General features: G+C 63.8%; 17 protein-coding genes and 1 pseudogene. 8 read left to right on the forward strand and 10 right to left on the reverse strand.

Annotated features, from left to right (window positions below):
• Positions 1 to 128: 128 nt before the first annotated feature.
• From ACN5W5_RS03510 to ACN5W5_RS03520, 3 genes are read left to right on the forward strand one after another with little or no spacing between them, the layout of a single operon-like run.
• The gene (locus tag ACN5W5_RS03510) at positions 129 to 1,631 is read left to right on the forward strand and encodes a GSCFA domain-containing protein (RefSeq protein ID WP_420047187.1); all 1,503 of its coding nucleotides are present in this window, start codon (positions 129 to 131) and stop codon (positions 1,629 to 1,631) included.
• Positions 1,632 to 1,652: 21 nt separating this feature from the next.
• Positions 1,653 to 2,915 carry a DUF1800 domain-containing protein gene (locus ACN5W5_RS03515; RefSeq protein ID WP_420047188.1) on the forward strand — a complete coding sequence of 421 codons (1,263 nt, stop codon included), beginning with the start codon at positions 1,653 to 1,655 and terminating at the stop codon, positions 2,913 to 2,915.
• On the forward strand, positions 2,908 to 4,137 hold the full coding sequence (locus ACN5W5_RS03520; protein WP_420047189.1) for a DUF1501 domain-containing protein: 1,230 nt from the start codon (positions 2,908 to 2,910) through the stop codon (positions 4,135 to 4,137). Before ACN5W5_RS03515 ends, ACN5W5_RS03520 begins: the two co-directional genes overlap by 8 nt.
• 30 nt (positions 4,138 to 4,167) lie before the next feature.
• On the opposite strand, the gene ACN5W5_RS03525 is transcribed toward ACN5W5_RS03520, so the two are convergent.
• The 4 genes and pseudogenes from ACN5W5_RS03525 to ACN5W5_RS03540 form a co-directional block, all read right to left on the reverse strand.
• Positions 4,168 to 4,569 carry a hypothetical protein gene (locus ACN5W5_RS03525; protein ID WP_420047190.1) on the reverse strand — a complete coding sequence of 134 codons (402 nt, stop codon included), beginning with the start codon at positions 4,567 to 4,569 and terminating at the stop codon, positions 4,168 to 4,170.
• An 83-nt stretch (positions 4,570 to 4,652) separates the two neighbouring features.
• On the reverse strand, positions 4,653 to 6,554 hold the full coding sequence (cysN, locus tag ACN5W5_RS03530; RefSeq protein ID WP_420047191.1) for a sulfate adenylyltransferase subunit CysN: 1,902 nt from the start codon (positions 6,552 to 6,554) through the stop codon (positions 4,653 to 4,655).
• The gene (gene cysD, locus ACN5W5_RS03535) at positions 6,554 to 8,011 is read right to left on the reverse strand and encodes a sulfate adenylyltransferase subunit CysD (protein WP_420047434.1); all 1,458 of its coding nucleotides are present in this window, start codon (positions 8,009 to 8,011) and stop codon (positions 6,554 to 6,556) included. Before cysD ends, cysN begins: the two co-directional genes overlap by 1 nt.
• A gap of 57 nt (positions 8,012 to 8,068) precedes the next feature.
• Positions 8,069 to 8,209, reverse strand: a pseudogene (locus ACN5W5_RS03540) (hypothetical protein); the annotation flags it as partial.
• A 147-nt stretch (positions 8,210 to 8,356) separates the two neighbouring features.
• Here ACN5W5_RS03540 and cysQ point away from each other — a divergent pair.
• On the forward strand, positions 8,357 to 9,127 hold the full coding sequence (cysQ, locus tag ACN5W5_RS03545) for a 3'(2'),5'-bisphosphate nucleotidase CysQ (protein WP_420047192.1): 771 nt from the start codon (positions 8,357 to 8,359) through the stop codon (positions 9,125 to 9,127).
• A 17-nt stretch (positions 9,128 to 9,144) separates the two neighbouring features.
• Positions 9,145 to 10,881 (forward strand): SLC13 family permease, encoded by a 1,737-nt coding sequence (locus tag ACN5W5_RS03550; RefSeq protein WP_420047193.1) that lies wholly within the window; start codon positions 9,145 to 9,147, stop codon positions 10,879 to 10,881.
• A 4-nt stretch (positions 10,882 to 10,885) separates the two neighbouring features.
• Here ACN5W5_RS03550 and ACN5W5_RS03555 read toward each other — a convergent pair whose 3' ends face one another.
• A complete protein-coding gene (locus tag ACN5W5_RS03555) occupies positions 10,886 to 11,482 on the reverse strand; it encodes a 3'-5' exonuclease (RefSeq protein ID WP_420047194.1) in 597 nt (198 codons plus the stop codon).
• 92 nt (positions 11,483 to 11,574) lie between these two features.
• Between ACN5W5_RS03555 and ACN5W5_RS03560 the strand changes: the two genes are divergently transcribed.
• Positions 11,575 to 11,883 carry a hypothetical protein gene (locus tag ACN5W5_RS03560; RefSeq protein WP_420047195.1) on the forward strand — a complete coding sequence of 103 codons (309 nt, stop codon included), beginning with the start codon at positions 11,575 to 11,577 and terminating at the stop codon, positions 11,881 to 11,883.
• Between the two features lie 55 nt (positions 11,884 to 11,938).
• Entirely contained in the window at positions 11,939 to 12,286 is a 348-nt protein-coding gene (locus tag ACN5W5_RS03565) for a DUF6172 family protein (protein WP_210827372.1), read from the forward strand.
• A gap of 48 nt (positions 12,287 to 12,334) precedes the next feature.
• Here ACN5W5_RS03565 and ACN5W5_RS03570 read toward each other — a convergent pair whose 3' ends face one another.
• Positions 12,335 to 13,582: a DEAD/DEAH box helicase gene (locus ACN5W5_RS03570; RefSeq protein WP_420047196.1), complete on the reverse strand. Its 1,248-nt coding sequence runs from the start codon at positions 13,580 to 13,582 to the stop codon at positions 12,335 to 12,337.
• Between the two features lie 59 nt (positions 13,583 to 13,641).
• On the opposite strand from ACN5W5_RS03570, the gene ACN5W5_RS03575 reads away from it, so the two are divergent.
• Positions 13,642 to 14,004, forward strand: coding sequence for a translation initiation factor Sui1 (locus ACN5W5_RS03575; protein ID WP_420047197.1), 363 nt, complete (start codon positions 13,642 to 13,644; stop codon positions 14,002 to 14,004).
• Between the two features lie 12 nt (positions 14,005 to 14,016).
• Here the strand turns inward: ACN5W5_RS03575 and ACN5W5_RS03580 are convergent, their stop codons facing one another.
• The 4 genes from ACN5W5_RS03580 to mfd all read right to left on the reverse strand — a co-directional run bounded on the left by ACN5W5_RS03580 (position 14,017) and on the right by mfd (position 19,486).
• On the reverse strand, positions 14,017 to 14,577 hold the full coding sequence (locus tag ACN5W5_RS03580) for a redoxin family protein (protein WP_420047198.1): 561 nt from the start codon (positions 14,575 to 14,577) through the stop codon (positions 14,017 to 14,019).
• Positions 14,578 to 14,584: 7 nt separating this feature from the next.
• Complete coding sequence (gene serB, locus ACN5W5_RS03585) at positions 14,585 to 15,310, reverse strand: phosphoserine phosphatase SerB (RefSeq protein WP_420047199.1); 726 nt, start codon at positions 15,308 to 15,310, stop codon at positions 14,585 to 14,587.
• Between the two features lie 37 nt (positions 15,311 to 15,347).
• Positions 15,348 to 15,854 (reverse strand): DUF4405 domain-containing protein, encoded by a 507-nt coding sequence (locus tag ACN5W5_RS03590; RefSeq protein ID WP_420047200.1) that lies wholly within the window; start codon positions 15,852 to 15,854, stop codon positions 15,348 to 15,350.
• Between the two features lie 140 nt (positions 15,855 to 15,994).
• Complete coding sequence (mfd, locus tag ACN5W5_RS03595) at positions 15,995 to 19,486, reverse strand: transcription-repair coupling factor (RefSeq protein ID WP_420047201.1); 3,492 nt, start codon at positions 19,484 to 19,486, stop codon at positions 15,995 to 15,997.
• Positions 19,487 to 19,570: the final 84 nt, after the last annotated feature.

The raw sequence follows: 19,570 nt of genomic DNA on the forward strand, positions 1-19,570 counted from the left end.
ATCTATTTTATTTAAATATTTTAACCAAAGCCTGAACTTCGGCGTTGTCTTATTTTCTATGGTTTGACTTGTCAAATGGTTCGTTTATTATTTAGACGAAAAAGCTTGTATATTTTGAGAGGATGTTTGTGAAATATTCTAATCGAATATCTTACAGTTTGGCGGCGGAAACTGCGAAAATTAATCGGGAATCTCGAGTTGGTTCTCGAGGAACCGACGCCAACAGAATGGAGCCGGCGTGCTGGCCTGGTCTTCGTCCTTCTTTTACTTTCAATAAAGAATCTAAGATTTTTGTCATCGGCTCCTGTTTTGCAACTAATATAGAAAAGTACTTGCAATCGCGAGGCTATATTTGTGTTTCAAGTTGCGAAAATAGATCGAATCTCATATCAACTGGATGTCTCAACAAATATACTCCAGCATCTATTTGGGAGGAAATTGCTTGGGCGAGGGAGATCTATGACAGAGATGATTCAATAACATTGGAAGATGTGCAAAAATGCTTGTTTCAAGTCTCAGATGAACTGTACATTGACTTGCATCTTCACGCGGTAGAGCCCGTTGATTTGGCAACTGCTTTCGAATGGCGGAAGGTGGTTTACTCAATTTATCGCGATCTGTTTACATGCGATGTAGTAGTCATTACTTTGGGCTTGATCGAGTCTTGGTACGATGAACGCTCGGAGCGTTATATTTGCGAAACACCTCCTAGACAAGCCCTTCGAGAAAAGGAACGTTTTTTCTTTGAACAATTAGACTATCAGAAATGTTACAACTTCGTTGTGTCTGCGATTGAACTCATTCGTAAGACGAACTCTCCTAGAATCATGTTGACTACTTCGCCGGTGGTTTTGCAACGCACTTTTACAAGTGATGACGTGATTGTGGCTAATATGTTCTCTAAGTCTGTTTTGCGAGCCGTGACCGGCCAGGTTGTCAAAGATTTGGATGGAATCGATTATTTTCCAAGCTATGAAAGCGTGATGCTAACTAGGCAGAATTCTATATGGAAGGATGACATGATGCATGTGGCTGAACCATTCATTGCTCAGATAATGAGCCGTGTGGAAGGTATTTACGCCCCAGAGAGTTTTTCAAAAGTCTCGGACAATTTTGATCGGATCCACGACTTTGTGAATGCAGTGTCGGCTCGTGATTTTTCTTTGGCGCGTTCGATTTTTACATCAATAGGTGATCCTGGTCTTGAGGTTCCCTCTGATTATTATACTTCTGCAGCAGTTTTGTATTGGTGTGATGGTGACAGAAATTCTGCTGCGAGTATACTGGCTAAATCAAATGTGGGAGAGTTGTCATATACGGATGTTCTGGTGCCACTTCGTATTCTTATTGCTCGATGGGCGGGCGATAAGGATCTTGTAATAGGCGTGCGATCATGGCTTAAGGTAAATGATGGACTTACCTTTAAGCGACTATTTCATGCGGCGAGCTGGCTGTCATACAATGGAAATAAACGGGAGGCCGCGGTTATTGCTGGTTTGGTGAGGCCTCAACAGGTTAGACGGTTGTCTGCTCAGCGTAGATTGGTTTCAATTCTCCAGGCTGGTGGAAAATCTGATCAGGCCAAAATTATTTCCGAGATTAAATTTGATTCGGTGCCGGCTGTTGCCTGATGGCAGGTTGGGTTTGATGTAATGGACCGAGAAGCATTAGACGAGCTTCGTTCGCAATACTGGAATGCATGGCAAGTGTTTCAGTCGGTCAGGCAGCCCGGTCCATTAAAAGATCGTCTGTCAGTTCGAGCAAGACAGCTGCGCAACCGCATTGTCTCTATGGTGTCACATGCCTGCCTGAAGGCGCTGCTCGACGAAAAAGGTTCGGATCTGGCTTGGCAGCGGTGGTTCTGGTTCAACCATTTCAATGTGCACGCGATCAAGGGAAATATCGCTCCGGTGTTGCATTCGTACGAACAGGAGGCGATCGCAGGGGCCCTGTCCGGTCGTTTCTCGGACCTCCTTAAGGCAGTGACGGTTCACCCGGCCATGTTGATCTACCTTGACAACATCCGTAATGTCAAAGGCCAGGGCAACGAGAATCACGCACGCGAGCTTCTGGAGTTGCACACTCTTGGTGTCGACGGGGGTTACACGCAAGGCGACGTGAGTGCAACCTCGAAGATCATGTCCGGCTGGAGCGTGCAGTTGCGCGGCGACCCGGAGAGCTTGGGGCGCACCAACTTCAACGCCTTGCAGCACGAGACGGGGCCCAGACAGGTGCTGGGACGGAACTTTGTGGACACCGGTGAGGGCATGTTGCCGGCGCTGCTGGAGCACTTGGCGGGGCTGCCGGCCACGGCCCGACATGTGTCCCGCCGCCTGTGCCTGTGGACCCTTGGGCATGCGGGCCAAGTGCCGGAGGCGGTGGACCGCGTCACGGCGGTCTATCTTGAAACGGGGGGGCGCCTTTCTGCTCTCTGGACCGAATGCAGGCGACTGCGCCGGGAGCGCCAACAGGGCCGGGACGCAAACGTATGGCAAGGGCCGTTCAAGGACCCCTTGCGCTATGTCACGTCGGCCGTGGGGCTGATTGCGGGTGATGCGGGGATCGAAGATGTCCGGGCCATTGAGCGCTGGCTGCGGGTGCTGGGACAGCCACTTTATCTGCGGGCTTCTCCCGATGGCTATCCGCTCGGTGGGGATGAGTGGCTCAATGCCGGCCAGTTGACGCAGCGCATTGAGCTGGCCCGGGAGATCGTGACATCTGTTCCGCGCATGGTGGCTCGCGCCGATGCCGGTGGGCTGCGCCGCCAGAAGGTGGATCTGGCTGAAGGCCGGGTCCGGGCGCTGGGACTTTCCCCCCGTACCCAAGGCCTTATTCGTCAAGTGAGCGATCCCGCGGACGCCTGGGCGCTGGTGCTGGCCAGTCCGGAGTTCATGTACAGCCAAACCCATGGATGACAGCATGAAAGTCTCACGTCGGCAGTGGCTTCAATCGGCCGCCTCGTTGGCCGTCGGCGGTGTGTGGCCCTGCTCTCGGCTCTGGGCGGCGCCGGCTGCGCAAAGCCGTCTGGTTGTGGTGATGCTGCGCGGGGCTTATGACGGACTGAGCGCCCTGGTGCCTTACGACGAGCCGTTCTATTACGAATCGCGGCCCACAATTGCCATTGCCCGTCCACGTCCGGAGGCCGAGGGGGAGGGCGCATTGCGGCTGGACGGCCGGTGGGCCCTGCACCCTATGCTGGCCAACAACGCCGGTGACCTGTGGTTAGCCGGGCAACTGGCCTTTGTGCCGTTCTGCGGCACCGGGTTTGTTTCCCGCAGCCATTTTCAGGCGCAGGACTGGATGGAGTCGGGCAAGCTGCCTGAGCAACGTCCCAACGTCAACGAGGGCTTTTTGAATCGGCTGGTGTCGGAGCTGGGTGGAACCGCCGTTGGGTTCACGCAGAACCTTCCCGTGGCCCTGCGGGGTGCACACAAGGTGGTCAATGCCCCGATTTCGGGGCGAGACCATTCGCCACAGTCTGGTTCTTCGTCGGGCGAGTTTCTGGAGCAGGTGACGAGGCTATACCAAGGGCATGCTCTGGAATCCATGGTTCGGGAAGGACTGGGTCTGCGGCAGTCGCTGTCGGTGGAACTCATGACGGAAATGGACAGCAGTGGTCGGGATGCGTTGCCGGCCGCCGGTTTTGCCCTGGAGGCGGTTCGAGTGGCCCGTCACATGCGGGAACATCCCCAGCTGAACATTGCCTTCATCGATGTTGGTGGCTGGGACACGCACGCGGGACAAGGCGCCGAACAGGGATCGCTGGCCGGTCGGCTGGGTGCATTGGGCAATGGTCTGGAGTTCCTCGCTCGTGAACTGGGACAACAGTGGCGCAACACCGTGGTTGTTGTGTTGTCCGAGTTTGGCCGGACGTTTCGAGAGAACGGAAGCAAAGGTACCGATCACGGGCACGGCAACGTATTGTGGGTGGCTGGGGGTGCGGTCAAGGGCGGCAGTGTGAAGGGCGAGCAAGGCCGGCTGGATGCCGCATCCCTGCATCAGGGGCGCGACATGCCGGTGCTCAACGAGTACCGTGCAGTGTTGGGTGGGCTGTTTGCAGGCATGTTCGACTTGAAGGCCGCCCCACTGGAACGCGTGTTTCCAGGGGCATTGCCCCGCAACCTGCAACTCGTCTGACGGGCAGCCTGCCCGTCCCGTCGAGCGCCATCAGGCGGATTTACCGCGCGCAGCCAGTGGAACTTCTGCGGTCCTCAGCAGGCGAGAGAGCTTCTTTCGAAGCATGGGCAACTGACCGTTGATTTCAGTGGCCAGGACCTCGTTTTCGGTGGTCACAGAGGCAGTGTCCAGCCATTCGGCGGTTTTTTGCATCTGCGTCACCAAGCTCCGCGCGGCCATTTCCAGGTCCAGGCGGGCGAGTAGCTGCTGGTTCTTGATGTAGGCCTTGAGTTCGGCCAGCTCCTGGGGTTTGCAGGTCAGACGCAACTCGTCGCTGATCTCCGGCTGGAGCTTGTTGACGGTACCCAATACCTGGGCCTTGGGCTTCTTGGTGGTGGCGTCGTAGGTGGTTCGAATCACCTGAATAACGCGATTTCTGATTCGAAAATGCATGATATCAACAGGTTAAGTGATTAAAACGGGCAGTATATACCCGATCGATCAATGGAAAATCACCACGCATCGAAGCCCCGACGTCAGATCATGCCGCGTTCCCGCAGCAGCGCGATCACCCGCTCGGCCGCTTCCTCGGATGAAATGGTCGAGGCCGGCAGCACCATCTCTGCGTTCTCCGGTCGTTCATATGGCGAGTCGATGCCGGTGAAATTCTTCAGATCGCCACGCCGGGCTTTCTTGTAGAGGCCCTTGACGTCACGCTCCTCGGCCACGGCCAGCGGTGTGTCCACGAACACTTCGATGAACTCGTCTTCGGCCACCAGCGAGCGGGCCAGCTGGCGTTCGGCCCTGAACGGCGAGATGAAGGCGGTGAGGACGATCAGGCCGGCGTCCACCATGAGGCGTGCGACTTCGCCCACGCGGCGGATGTTCTCCACGCGGTCTTCTTCCGTGAAGCCCAGGTCTTTGTTCAGGCCATGGCGGACGTTGTCGCCATCGAGCAGGTAGGTGTGGCGCCCCATGGCAAACAGCTTCTTTTCGACCAGGTTGGCGATGGTGGATTTGCCGGCGCCCGAGAGACCGGTGAACCAGAGCACGCAGGGTTTCTGGGCCTTTTGCTCGCTGCGCGCCGCCTTGTCCACATCCACGTGCTGCAGGTGGATGTTCTGGCTGCGGCGCAGCGCAAAGTGCAGCAGGCCGGCGCCGACGGTGTTGTTGGACAGGCGGTCGATCAGGATGAAACCGCCGGTGTCGCGGTCTTCGGCGTAGGGGTCGAAGGCGATGGCGCGGTCGAGGTTCACGTTACAGACACCGATGGCGTTCAGATCGAGCTTCTTGGCTGCGATGTGCTCCATGGTGTTGACGTTGACCTGGTATTTGATTTCGGTCACGGTGGCGGTGACGGTCTTGGTACCGATCTTGAGCAGGTAGGGGCGGCCGGGGAACAGCGGCTCTTCGTGCATCCAGACGATGGTGGTCTCGAACTGGTCGGCCACGCCGGCGGGCGCTTGCGCCTGCGAGAGGATGTCGCCGCGCGAGATGTCGATCTCGTCGGTCAGGGTCAAGGTGATGGACTGGCCGGCCACGGCCTGTTGCAGGTCGCCGTCGAAGGTGACGATGCGCTCAACCGTGCTTTCCTTGCCCGAGGGCTGGACGCGGATGCGGTCGCCGACCTTCACCATGCCGCCCGCTATGGTGCCAGCGAAACCGCGGAAGTCGAGGTGGGGTCGGTTGACCCACTGCACCGGCATGCGGAACGGGGTCTTCTGCTGGCGCGCCTCGTCGATTTCCACCGTTTCCAGGTAGCCCATCAGCGTGGTGCCGTGGAACCAGGGCATGCGGTCGCTGGGCTCGACGATGTTGTCGCCCTTGAAGGCGGACAGCGGAATGAAAGTGACGTCGCTCAGTCCAATCTGTCTGGCGAAAGCTTCGAAGTCTTCGACGATCTTGCGGTAGGTTTTCTCGCTATGGTCCACCAGGTCCATCTTGTTGATGGCGACCACGGTGTGGCGGATGCCGATCAGCGAGGTGAGGTAACTGTGGCGGCGCGTCTGGGTGAGGATGCCCTTGCGCGCATCGACCATCAGGATCGCGACGTCGGCCGTCGAGGCGCCGGTGACCATGTTGCGCGTGTACTGCTCGTGGCCGGGGGTGTCGGCGACGATGAACTTGCGTTTGTCGGTGGAGAAGAAGCGGTAGGCCACGTCGATGGTGATGCCCTGTTCGCGCTCGGCGGCCAGGCCGTCCACCAGCAGGGCAAAGTCGATGGCGTCGCCCTGGGTACCGAATTTCTTCGAGTCGGCTTCCACCGCGGCCAACTGGTCTTCGAACAGCATCTTGGACTCGTAGAGCAGGCGCCCGATGAGCGTGCTCTTGCCGTCGTCCACGCTGCCGCAGGTGATGAAGCGCAGCAGGCTCTTGTGCTCGTGGGCCTTGAGGTACTGGCCGATGTCGGTGGCGATGAGGTCGGAAACGTGTGCCATCAGAAATACCCTTCCTGCTTCTTCTTCTCCATGGATGCTGCGGAATCGTGGTCGATCACGCGGCCCTGGCGTTCGGAGGTGGTGGTCAGGAGCATCTCCTGGATGATCTCGGGCAGCGTGGCGGCCTCGGATTCCACGGCGCCGGTGAGCGGGTAGCAGCCCAGGGTGCGAAAACGCACCTTTTTCATCATCGGTACTTCGCCCGGCTTGAGCGGCATGCGGTCGTCATCGACCATGATCAGGGTGCCGTCGCGGTGGACCACCGGGCGCTCGGCCGCGTAGTACAGCGGCACGATCGGAATGTTCTGCAGGTAGATGTATTGCCAGATGTCGAGCTCGGTCCAGTTCGAGATCGGGAACACGCGGATCGATTCGCCCCTGTGCTTGCGCGCGTTGTAGAGCTTCCAGAGTTCGGGGCGCTGGTTCTTGGGGTCCCAGCGGTGCTGTTCCGAGCGGAAGGAGAAGATGCGCTCCTTGGCGCGGGACTTCTCTTCGTCGCGGCGCGCGCCGCCGAAGGCCGCGTCAAAACCGTAGAGGTCCAGCGCCTGCTTCAGGCCCTCGGTCTTCATGATGTCGGTGTGGATGGCCGAGCCGTGCGTGAAGGGGTTGATGTCCTTCTCGATGCCATCCGGGTTGATGTGCACCAGCAGCTCCAGCCCCAGCTCCCTGGCCATGCGGTCGCGGAAAGCGTACATCTCGCGGAACTTCCAGCGCGTGTCCACGTGCAGCAGCTTGAACGGTGGCTTGGACGGGTAGAACGCCTTCATGGCCAGGTGCAGCATGACGGCGCTGTCCTTGCCGATCGAGTAGAGCATGACCGGGTTGTCCGTTTCGGCCACGACCTCTCGCATGATGTGGATGCTCTCGGCTTCGAGCCGTTGCAGGTGGGTCAGCGTCATGGGTTGGCTTTCGGATGACTGGGGTGACGAAAAAAAGGGGTTCGCCCGGGCAGGGGGTGTGTTGGACAAACGTCTGGCGGTGTCGGGGTGCGGCGCAGGGCTGGACTCCTGCAACTGCACCGAATCGCCTCGCTGGCGGAGCCACGCGGCGATTTCCGGCAGGCGCTGCAAAGAGTTGGCGCCTGCCAGCTGGAAAGTGGTGCGTTTGTGGCTGGCATCGGCCAGCGGACGCCACAGCGCCAGGTGGTCGCTGGCTTGCAGGGCGTCGCTCGCGTGCAGGCGCCAGTGGATGGCGCCCCGGCTGTCGACCGCAACCCGGCTGACGGGTCGGCAGTCCAGGGCCTGGTACTGGCTGGGGTCGAGCAGCAGCGTGAAGCTGCGCAGCCGATAACACTTGTGACCGGGCTGGCCCGGCGGCAGGGCTTGATCGGGCAGGTAGAGGCCGATGCGGCGGCACCACTGGAGGATGCCGGTTCGCCCCACCACCAGACTGTGTTCTCTGAACCATTGCACCACGTGGTTCACGTTCCAGGCGGCCGGGCCATCGCCGCTGAGCATGTGGCGCAACAGGGCCAGTTCCAGGGTGGGGCTGAATGCCGAGGTCTGCGCCGCGGGTCGGCCGCGTCGGGGGTTGACTGTGACGGCGGCCCAGCCGCCCGCCTTGAAAGCCTTGACCGCCGAAATGATGGTGGGCGCGCTCAGCTGGGTGACCTGTTTCACGGCGCTCAGCGTATGGCCTTCGAGGCGCAGTTGCACCGCCTGGCGACGCTGGCTGTTCAAGGCCTCGACCGTGAGCTGGTTGCCGCTCAAAGGGCTCTCCCAGTGTTAAACATTTAATTAGATTGGCAATGTTAAACCAATCGATAGAATTGTTGGCATGGTTTCACCGACGGAGTACGGCCCATGAGCGCACCGAACCACACCGACCTGCTGCAGCAACTCGTGCCCATCGTGCGCGCCGCCGGCGAGCGGGTGATGGCGGTGTACGCCACCGACTTCGACGTGCTCAGCAAAGACGACGCCTCGCCAGTGACAGCGGCCGATCAGCAGGCGGAAGACCTGATCACTGAAGCCCTGACCCGGCTCACACCCGGGATTCCGGTGGTGGGCGAAGAGGCGGTGTCGGGTGGCGCACGGCCCACCATCGGTGAACGCTTCTGGCTGGTGGATCCGCTGGATGGCACCAAGGAATTCATCAGCCGCAACGGCGAGTTCACGGTCAACATCGCGCTGGTGGAACACGGGCAGCCGGTGCTGGGCGTGGTGCTGGCCCCGGCTCTGGACGCGTTGTACGCCGGTGGCGTGGGTCTGGGCGCGTGGTTGGAGCAGGGCGGGCAGCGCACACCGATCGCCTGTCGCGCCGTGCCGCCCGAAGGCCTGTCGGTGGTGGCCAGCCGCTCGCACGGCGACGCGGCCGCACTGGACGCGTTTCTGGCCGGGCGCAAGGTCGCACGCAACGTGAGCGCCGGCTCCTCCCTCAAACTGTGCCTCGTGGCCAGCGGGCAGGCCGATGTGTACCCCCGTCTGGGCCGCACCATGGAATGGGACATCGCCGCCGGGCATGCGGTACTCAGCGGTGCGGGTGGCGTGGTCGAACGGCTGGACGGCCAGCCGCTGCGCTATGGCAAGCCGGGCCTGGACAACCCCCACTTTGCCGCCTGGGGTCTGCGCTGAAGCGAGGCTGAGCAGCGATGAACGCCGTTCTCACGCTGCTGTCGATCCTGCTGTTGCTGGGCCTGCTGGTGCATGGCCGGTGGTCGGCCTCGGTGTTGTTCAGCCTGTGGGCAGCGGCGTACTTCCTGTTTGGCCTGATCGATGAAACGACTTTGCTGTCGAGCTACGCCAACCCGGCGCTGGCCACGCTGATCCTGCTGCTGCTGGTGTCGCTGGCGCTGGAGCGCTCGGTGTTGCTGGAGCGCATGACACAGCGCCTGCTGAGCGGGCGCGAAGCCTTCGCCACCCTGAAGCTGATGGGCGTGGCGGCGGTGTTTTCGGCCTTTCTGAACAACACCGCCGTGGTGGGCGCGCTGCTGGGCAGCATCTCGCGGCAAAGAAGTATTCCGGCCTCGCGCCTGTTGATTCCGCTGTCTTACGCGTCCATTCTCGGCGGCGTGACCACCCTGGTCGGGACCTCCACCAACCTGGTCGTCAACTCTTTCGCTGTCAGCAGCCAACTGGCACCGATCGGCATGTTCCAGCTGGCGTGGGTCGGTGTGCCGGTGGCTCTGGCCTGCATCGCAGTGCTCGCACTCAGTGCGCGGTGCCTGCCCCGCAACGCCTCCGATGCGCGAGACAGTGCGCAGCCGTATTTTCTGGAAGCCCGGGTGTCGCAGGCCTCGCCGCTGGCGGGGCTTTCGATCGAAGCCAACCGCTTGCGCCACCTCGAAGGCCTGTTCCTGCTGGAGATCGAACGCGGGGGGCGCCTGATTTCACCGGTCGGTCCGGGCGAGGTGCTGGAGGTGGACGATGTGCTGCTGTTCACCGGTGAAGTGACCCGGTTTCAGGCCCTGCAGCACATCCAGGGCCTGGAGGTGTTTGGTACCCGTTCGGACGCGCTGCTCAAGGCCAACCTGGTGGAAGTCATCATTTCCAGCGAATCCGAACTGGCCAACAAGACGCTGCGGGACATGGACTTTCGCACCATGTTCGATGCGGGGGTGGTTGGCATCCGCCGGGGTGACAGACGGCTCACAGGACAGCTCGGGCGCGTGCCGCTGAAAGCGGGCGATAGCCTGCTGCTGGCGGTGGGAGCCGACTTTGCGCAGCACCGCAACCTGGACCGCAACTTCCACGTGCTGGGCGACAGCCTGGTGCGTCCGCACCTGAGCGGGCGCCAGAGCGCCTTGGCACTGGGCGGGTTCGGTCTCGTGATCGCGGCATCGGCGTCGGGGCTGCTGGGGCTTCTGCCGGGGTTGATGCTGCTGATGGCGGTGTTCCTCGCCACCCGGCTGCTGACCCTGGCCGAGCTGCGCCGCCGCTTTCCCTTTGAGCTGCTCATGGTGATCGGGTCTGCGCTGGCGCTCGCCAAAGGCCTGGAGGCGTCGGGTGCGGCCCAGTTGGTGGCCGATGCAATGCGTCAAGCCTTTGATGGTTATGGGGTTTACGGCGCGCTGATCGGGGTGTACCTGCTGACCCTGGTGCTGACCGAACTCGTCACCAACAACGCAGCGGCCGCACTGGCGTTCCCGATCGCACTGGCCACCGCCCGTGCCTTTGGCGTCGACCCGACGGCCTTCGTCATGGTCGTGGCCTACGGCGCGAGCGCCTGCTTCCTGGTGCCTTTTGGCTACCAGACCCACCTGATGGTCATGTCGCCGGGTCACTACCGTGTGACCGACTTTTTCCGCGCGGGCTTGCCAGTGAGCCTGACCTATTCGGTGGTGGTGCTCACGCTCACGCCCATCTTCTTCCCGCTGACGGTCGGGTGATGCCTCAAGAGAGGCGCAGCGCCGCGTGCACCCGCGCCGCCGCATACGCATCGTTCGCCGCGTAAACCAGCTGCGCCTCGCTCAGGCGCGGGTTCGCCCAGTTGGAGGTGGCGGCTTTCTTGGACTTGATGAAGCGCTGGTTGAACAGCACCGCCACCGCGCCTTTCACGCCCATGTCCTTGCGGTAGCCGCGCTCGCGAAAGACGTGGTTGAGCTCCAGCACGCCGGCCGGCTCCACCAGCAGTTTGCTCACGATGCGCTTGGTGTCGTCGCCGAGACCGAATCCGGCTTTGGTGAACGCGGCGTCGGCGAGCAGGCCGGCCACCAGTTCGCGGCAGGCCGGATCGTGCAGCTGGAACACCCAGGCGTGCTGCAGCGTGGCGAGCTGCACGATGTGCGGCCCGTCGGACACCTGGTCCTTGAAGAACGTGGGTTTGCTCTCGGTGTCAAAACCCCAGGCCGCATGGTCATGCAGTGCCGCCGCCGCTTCGCGGGCCTGCGCCACCGTGTCCACCAACGTGATGCGGTCCAGACCCAGGCGGTCAAATTCGGGCAGCAGCGCGATGGCTTCCTTGTCGGGCGTGGGGCGGGTGGTTTGCATGGCGTCGGTGGCGGATGGTCGCTGCGGGCGGGATCGATAATCAGGGCATTGTGCAACGCGCCCCGATGCACCCCTTTGTGCCCGATGCCTTCATGACCTACACACTCCAGCTCTACGTGTCCGACGACACCACGCCCGCGCAGCGCCAGGCGGCCGAGCGGCTGTTCCGCAAAGCGCTGGAGGCCACCCTGGGTGATGCCGCATTGGTGGCGCCGGTGTACTCGGCTTATCAGGCCATCGTGGCCCGGTATGGCGACACGCCCGACGTGGAAGCGCTCACGGTGGAGGAGCGCACGGTGCTCGAACACTGGCTGCTCGCCGAGACGGCGGCCGTCGAAGCGGTGTTCGGCCCGCACCGGCACCTGGACGAAGGCGGCTACCAGATCATCTTGCCCGCATAATCGTCACCCCGTTCACGTCCTCCCTGGGCGCTCACTCCCTTTGAAGGACCTCCCCATGCGAAAAACCTATCCCCTGCGGCCCGAGGGCAAAAATCCCGACCGCGTGCTCGATGCCGTCAAGCACGACATCCGCAAATACATGAAGCGCGAACGCCGCCGCGATCTGCCCGAAGGCGCCACGTTCTGGGATTTCGACTGCCGCTTCGGTGCGGACAAGGACAGTGCACAAACCGCCAACCCGGCCGAGCTGATCGGCCTGCTCGATGTGTTGGCCAAGGCGGGTGGCGAGCAGTGTTATGTGGAACTGCTGGCCAAGCCCGGTGTGCGCCAGCCACGACCGGCTGGCCAGGAAGTGATCGACGATGCCGGGGCTTCGCCGGCGCCTTCCGATTCCGACGACTGATGCTTTGCGGTAGGCCACCCGGCGAGCGGGTGGTCGATGGCCGCGCAGCTACTCGGGCTGGCCGGTCTTCGCGGCCGCCGCAGCGCGCAATTTGTCTTTCTTGCTCGGGCGCTTGCCCTTGACGCCGCCGCCCGCCGGCCCGGCCGGCGCAGCCACATCGGTGGGCTCGAACCCGGGCAATTGTTCCAGCGGCAGGCTCAGGCCCTGGCGTTTTTCGATCAGGCGCCAATGGGCCTCGGTGTCGGCGCTCACGAAGCTCACCGCCAGGCCGCTCTCGCCCGCCCGGCCGGTGCGGCCGATGCGGTGCACGTAGTCCACCGCCGAACGCGGCAGGTCGAAGTTCACCACCACGGGCAGTTGCGCGATGTCGATGCCGCGCGCGGCGAGATCGGTGGTGACCACCACGTCCCAGCGCTTTTCCTTGAACTCCTGCAGCGCCTGCTTGCGCGCGCCCTGGCTCAGACCGCCGTGGAACGAAGTCGCGAACAGATCGCCGTGGTGCAGCTTGGCGGCGAGCCGCTCGGCCGCGTACTGCGTGGCGACGAACACAAGCACACGCTCCCAGCCGTTGTCCCTGATCAACTGGCGCAGCAGCTGGGTGCGGCGGCTTGCATCGACCGCGATGGCGCGCTGCAGCACCACGGCCTCAGCCTGCGCCGGGGCGGGCACGTCCACGCGCCGCGGGTCACGCAGCAGGCCGCCCGCGAGCGCTTCCACCGCGGGCGGGAAGGTGGCCGAGAAAAACAGGTTTTGTCGCTGTGCGGGCAACAGCGCGAGCACGCGGTCCAGCTCGTCGGCAAAACCCAGGTCGAGCAGACGGTCGGCCTCGTCCAGCACCAGCAGCTCCACCGCCGAGAGCCGCAGTGCGTTGTGCTCCACCAGGTCGAGCAGGCGCCCGGGTGTGGCCACCATCACATCGGCGCCGCCGCGCAGCGCCATGAGCTGCGGGTTGATGGACACGCCACCAAAGGCCACTGCGATGCGCGGGCGGGAGGGCAGGTGTTGCGCCAAGCTGCGCAGCACCTCGCCCACCTGGGCGGCCAGTTCGCGCGTGGGCACCAGCACGAGTGCGCGCACACGCCTCGGTGTGTGCGTGGGCCCGGTTTGCAGGCGTTGCAGCAGCGGCAGGGCAAAGGCCGCGGTCTTGCCCGAGCCGGTCTGTGCCGTGGCGAGCAGATCGGCGCCGCCCAGCACGGCGGGGATGGCTTCCTGCTGGATGGGGGTGGGCGCGGTGAAGCCGAGTTCGGCGGCGGCCTGGGCGAGGGTGGGGGCAAGCCCGAGGGAGATGAATGGCATGGGGGGTCGAGTTTAACGGTCGCCCCCCGCGGGGCAGCCCCGCGTTACGATGCGAGCCCATGAAAAGCAAGTTGTCTTCGTTGGGCGGCCTGGTGTATTCCACCGAAGCGGGTCGCATGTGTCCCGCTTGCCGGCAACCGGTGGCGCAGTGCATCTGCAAGCAGGCGGTGGTGCCGGCGGGCGATGGCACCGTGCGCGTGTCGCGCGAAACCAAGGGCCGGGGCGGCAAGGCGGTGACGCTGGTCAAGGGGCTGGCACTCGATGCCACGGGCCTCACGGCGCTGGGCAAACAGCTCAAGGCGGCTTGCGGTACGGGCGGGACGGTGAAGGATGGCGTGATCGAGATCCAGGGCGATCATGTGGACAAAGTGATGACCGCGCTGCAGGCGGCGAGTTACAAAGTCAAGCGCGCGGGCGGCTGAAGGGGCGCCTCTCTAGACGAGCTTCACCCACCACAGCCGCAGGCGCATGCCGATCTCGCTGGTGTAGCCCACGCTCGCGCTGCGCAGACGGCCATCGGCATCCACGACCACGAACGCGGGCACGGCCCGAAAACCCAGCGTTTGAGCCAGCGCGCCGCGCGCGTCGATGGCGGTGGCCCAGGGCAGTTCCCGTTTCGCCAGAACGCGCGCCACGGCATCGACCGGACCGGACTGCATGGCCACGGTCAGCACCGGCCAGTCGCGCGCCAAGCGCGTGACGCTGTGTTCCTCGGTGCGGCAGATCGGGCACCATTCGGCCCAGATGTGCAGGGCCACCGGCTGGCCCGGGTGTTGGGCGCGCCATTCGGCCAGGGTGGTGTCGACGCGGCTGCCGTCGGGCCCGATCAGGGTGAAGGCCAGTTCGGGCGCAGGGCCGGTCGGCACGTGGCGCGTCTGCCAGGCCTGCACGCCGAACACCACGACGAACACCAGGGCCAGCGTGCCGAGGTGGCTCTTCCAGCGGGTGCGCAGGTTCTGGCGCAGGCGTTGCCACCAGCCAGAAGCGGACTTCATGAGCGGCTCACCGCAGCACTTCGAGCAGGCGGTCCAGCCCGCCCTCGTTGATGGCGACCATGGCCCGCTCGCGCACCTTCGGCTTCGCGTGGTAGGCCACCGAGAGGCCGGCCTTGTCCATCATGGGCAGGTCGTTGGCGCCGTCGCCCATGGCGATGCACTGGGCCGGTTCGATGCCCAGCAGGGAGGCCACCTCCAGCAGGGTGCGGCGCTTCTCGGCGCCATCGCAGATGTCGCCCCAGGCCTGGTCCACCATGCGGCCGGTGAGCTGGCCGCAGTTGGGTCCACTCTCGATTTCCAGCACGTTGGCGCGCACGAAATCGATACCCAGCGTGTCGCGCACGCGGTTCGCAAAAAAGGTGAAGCCCCCCGACACGAGCAGCACTTTCATGCCCGCGGCCTTGCAGGCCTGAATGAGTTCGACCGCGCCGGGGTTGAGGCGCAGGCGCTCGGTGTAGACGCTTTCCATGTCGGCCACGGTCACGCCCCTGAGCAGCCGCACGCGCTGCCGCAGGCTCTCCTTGAAGTTGGTGATCTCGCCGCGCATGGTGGCTTCGGTGATGGCCGCCACCTCGGCCTTGCGACCGGCGGCGTCGGCGATTTCGTCCACGCATTCGATGTTGATGAGCGTGGAGTCCATGTCGAACGCGATGAGCTTGAAGTCCTTGAGGTTCAGCGGCGGCGTGAAGCCTTGAACGGTGAGGCCGGGGGCGAATTCGGTGGTGGAAGTCATCCCGGAATTATCGCGGGAGCCGGGATGACCGTCCCGCTCAGGACTTGGGTGGTGACAGCACCTGGCTCATCGCGCGAATCTGCACCTTCAGGTCGCCGCCCACCAGGTCCGCCACCGATTGCTGGTCGCTGGTGACGGTGAAGCCTGCAGCCTGCAGCCTGGCCTTCACGTCGTCGGTGCTGGTGCCCGCCACCTGGGCCAGCACGGTGATCGGGGTCTTGGCCAGGGCGCGCACCGGGGGTGCGAAGCCGGGCTCGCTGCCACCGCTGCCGCCGACCGGGATGAAGCTCAGCCCCAGCACCACCAACGAACCGATCACCACCCAGCGCCCGGTGGGGTTCTGCAGATGCCGTTTCACGGCAGGCAGGTTGAGCAGCGCGTGCAGCACCACGGCGCCCAGCATCAGCCAGCCCAGCCACTCGTGCGCCGTCTTGTTCAGACCGGTGTCGAGGTGGAAAAATAGCAGGACGCCCGTCACGGCGGACAGGGCGAAGCTGCCCATCACCAGTGGTGTGATCCAGGGGCGTTGTTTGGCAAGGTTCATGGTCGTTTTCTCCTTCAAATGATCAAGCCGCGATGGTGCGGCGTGCGTTTGAAGTTTGATTTCTGGCGCATGAACGCCATGTGAACGGGTCCCCTCTGGGCACCCCGGCGCACCTCGGAAGGACGTTCTCTTGATCTGGGTCAAACCGCGCCGGCGGTGGGCGCGACACTGATCGGCTGGCCCAGCGCCTTGAGCACGTCGCGCACCAGCTGCACCCGGTCTTTCACCTCGGGCAGGGTGCGCTCGATGCGCAGCTTCTCGTTGCCTGCCAGCTTGATGTGCCGGTTCTTCTGGATCAGCTCGATGATGCGCATGGGCTCGATGGGCGGGTTGGCCTTGAAGGTGATGTTGGTCACGCCCGGCGCCGCGTCCACCTTCACCACGCCGTAGGGCGTGCTGATGCAGCGCAGGCGGTGCACGTCGATGAGCGTCTGCGCCTGGGCGGGCAACTTGCCGAAGCGGTCCACGATCTCTTCGAGCAGACCGTCCACCTGGTCGGTGGTCTTGGCGGTGGCCAGCTTCTTGTAGAACGACAGCCGCAGGTGCACGTCGCCGCAGTAGTCGCTGGGCAGCAGGGCCGGGGCGTGCAGGTTGATGTCGGTGGTGACCGACAGCGGCGAGAGCAGGTCGGGTTCGCGACCGGCTTTCAGCGAGCGCACGGCTTCGTTGAGCATCTCGTTGTAGAGCTGGAAGCCCACTTCCAGCATGTTGCCGCTCTGGTTCTCGCCCAGCACCTCGCCGGCCCCGCGGATTTCCAGGTCGTGCATGGCGAGGTAGAAGCCGCTGCCGAGCTCTTCCATCTGCTGGATCGCATCGAGGCGCTGCGCGGCCTGCTTGGTCAGCCCTTCGATGTCCGGGACCATGAGGTAGGCGTAGGCCTGGTGGTGGCTGCGGCCGACACGGCCGCGCAGCTGGTGCAGCTGGGCCAGGCCGAACTTGTCGGCGCGGCTCATGACGATGGTGTTGGCCGTGGGCACGTCGATGCCGGTCTCAATGATGGTCGAGCAGAGCAGCAGGTTGTAGCGCTGCGCCACGAAGTCGCGCATCACGCGCTCCAGGTCTCGCTCGGGCATCTGGCCGTGGGCGATGGCGATGCGCGCCTCGGGCAGGATCTCTTCGAGCTTCTGCTTGCGATTCTCGATCGTCTCGACCTCGTTGTGCAGGAAGTAGACCTGCCCGCCGCGCTTCAATTCGCGCAACACGGCCTCGCGGATCACGCCGTTGCTCTCGCTGCGCACAAAGGTCTTGATCGCCAGGCGGCGCTGTGGCGCGGTGGCGATGACCGACAGGTCGCGCAAGCCTTCGAGCGCCATGCCCAGCGTGCGCGGGATCGGCGTGGCGGTGAGCGTGAGCACATCGACCTCGGCGCGCAGGGCCTTCATCTGCTCCTTGTGGCGCACGCCGAAGCGGTGCTCTTCGTCGATGATGAGCAGGCCGAGGTCCTTGAACTGCGTCTTTTCACTCAGCAGCTTGTGTGTGCCGACGACGATGTCCACCGAGCCGTCGGCGATGCCTTTCTGTGCCGCGGTGATTTCCTTCTGCGAGCGGAAACGGCTCATCTCGGCGATCTTCACCGGCCACTTGCCGAAGCGGTCCACCAGGGTCTGGTAGTGCTGTTCGGCCAGCAGCGTGGTCGGCGCAAGGAACGCCACCTGGCGCCCGCCCGTGACGGCCACGAAGGCGGCGCGCAGCGCCACCTCGGTCTTGCCGAAGCCCACATCGCCGCAGACCAGCCGGTCCATCGGGCGTGGGCTGATCATGTCCTGGATCACGGCGTGGATCGCGCCGCGCTGGTCGGCGGTTTCGTCAAAGCCGAAGTCGTTGGCGAAGATCTCGTAGTCCTGTGCCGAGAAGCGGAACGCATGGCCCTGGCGCGCGGCGCGGCGCGCGTAGATGTTCAGCAGCTCGGCGGCGGCGTCGCGCACCTGCTCGGCGGCCTTGCGCTTGGCTTTCTCCCACTGGCCGCTGCCCAGGCGGTGCAGCGGCGCTTCGTCGGCGCTCACGCCGGTGTAGCGGCCGATCAGCTGCAGCTGGCTCACCGGCACGTAGAGCACGGCCTTGTCGGCGTATTCGAGGTGCAGGAACTCCATCAGCGCGGGCGTGCCGTCCGGGTTCTTTTCACCCATGTCCATGTGGACCAGGCCGCGGTAGCGGCCGATGCCGTGGGCGTTGTGCACCACCGGGTCGCCCACGTTGAGCTCGCTCAGGTCCTTGATCAGCGCATCGACGTCGCTGACCTGTTCCTGCTTCTTGCGCCGGCGCGTGGTGGGACCGGCGGCGAAGAGTTCGGTCTCGGTGACGAAGTCGATGCCGTCTTCCAGCGAACTGAAGCCGACAGTCAGCACCGAGGTGGCGATGCCGGTCTTTTCGTCGCTGGCCTGGAACTCGGCCAGCGAATCGAAGGCCGGCGGGTTCAGGCCGCTGGCGCGCAGGAAGTCCAGCAGGCTCTCGCGCCGGCCATCGCTCTCGGCCAGCAGCAGCACGCGGTGCGGGGTGTTGCGGATGTGGCTCTGCAGGCGCGAGAGCGGGTCTTCGGCGCCACGCACCACCGAGAGGTCGCCCAGCTTTTGCGCAAAGGCGCTGTCCGCCACATCGTCCACCGCCGGGCGGATGGCCAGCTGCGCGTGCGCGTTGGCCCCGGTGTAGAACTGTTCGGCCGATAGGAACAGGCTCTCGGGCGGCAGCGCGGGGCGTTCCGGGTCGCCCTTGACCAGCCGGTATCGGTCCTGCGTGTCCTGCCAGAAGCGCTGGAAGGCGGGTTCCAGGTCGCCGTGCAGCACGACCGTGGCCGCTTCGCCCAGGTAGTCGAACACCGTGGCGGTCTGTTCGAAGAACAGCGGCAGGTAGTACTCGATGCCGGCGGTGGCCACGCCGTTGCCCATGTCCTTGTAGACGCGGCTCTTGGTCGGGTCGCCATCGAGCAGTTCGCGCCAGCGGCTGCGGAATTTGGCGCGCGCCGCGTCGTCCATCGGGAATTCGCGCCCGGGCAACAGCCGCACCTCGGGCACCGGGTAGAGGCTGCGCTGGCTGTCGGGATCGAAGGTGCGGATGCTGTCGATCTCGTCGTCGAACAGGTCCACGCGGTAGGGCACCTGCGAGCCCATGGGGAAGAGGTCGATCAGGCCGCCGCGCACGGCGTATTCGCCCGGGCTCACCACCTGGGTCACGTGCTGGTAGCCCGCCAGCGTGAGCTGGCCTTTGAGCTTCGCTTCGTCCAGCTTCTGCTTGACCTTGAACTGGAAGGTGTAGCCGGCCAGGAAGGACGGTGGCGCCAGCCGGTACAGCGCGGTGGTGGCGGGCACCAGCACCACGTCGGCACCGGTGTCCTTGTCGTGCTGCTGGATGCGCCAGAGCGTGGCCAGGCGCTCGGAGATCAGGTCCTGGTGCGGCGAAAACGTGTCGTAGGGCAGGGTCTCCCAGTCCGGGAACAGCGCGCAACGCAGGCCGGGCGCGAAGAACGCCATCTCGTCGATCAGGCGCTGCGCGTCGGTGGCGTCGGCGGTGACGATGGCCGTGAGGCGGCCGGCCGCTTTTTCGCGCTCGGCGAGTTGGGCCAGCAGCAGGGCGTCGGCCGCGCCGCTGGGGCGGGGCAACGTGAAGCGTTTGCCGGGGGTGAGTTTGGGCAGGTCCATGGGCTTTGGTGGCTCGCGCGGTGGGGGCTGCAAGACCTCGGGCCTTGCCGCTCCCATGACAAACACCCCCCACCTGATGAGGTG

Origin of the sequence: Hydrogenophaga sp. ZJX-1 (assembly GCF_048590325.1) — a bacterium.
In the GTDB taxonomy this organism is placed as follows: domain Bacteria; phylum Pseudomonadota; class Gammaproteobacteria; order Burkholderiales; family Burkholderiaceae_C; genus Hydrogenophaga.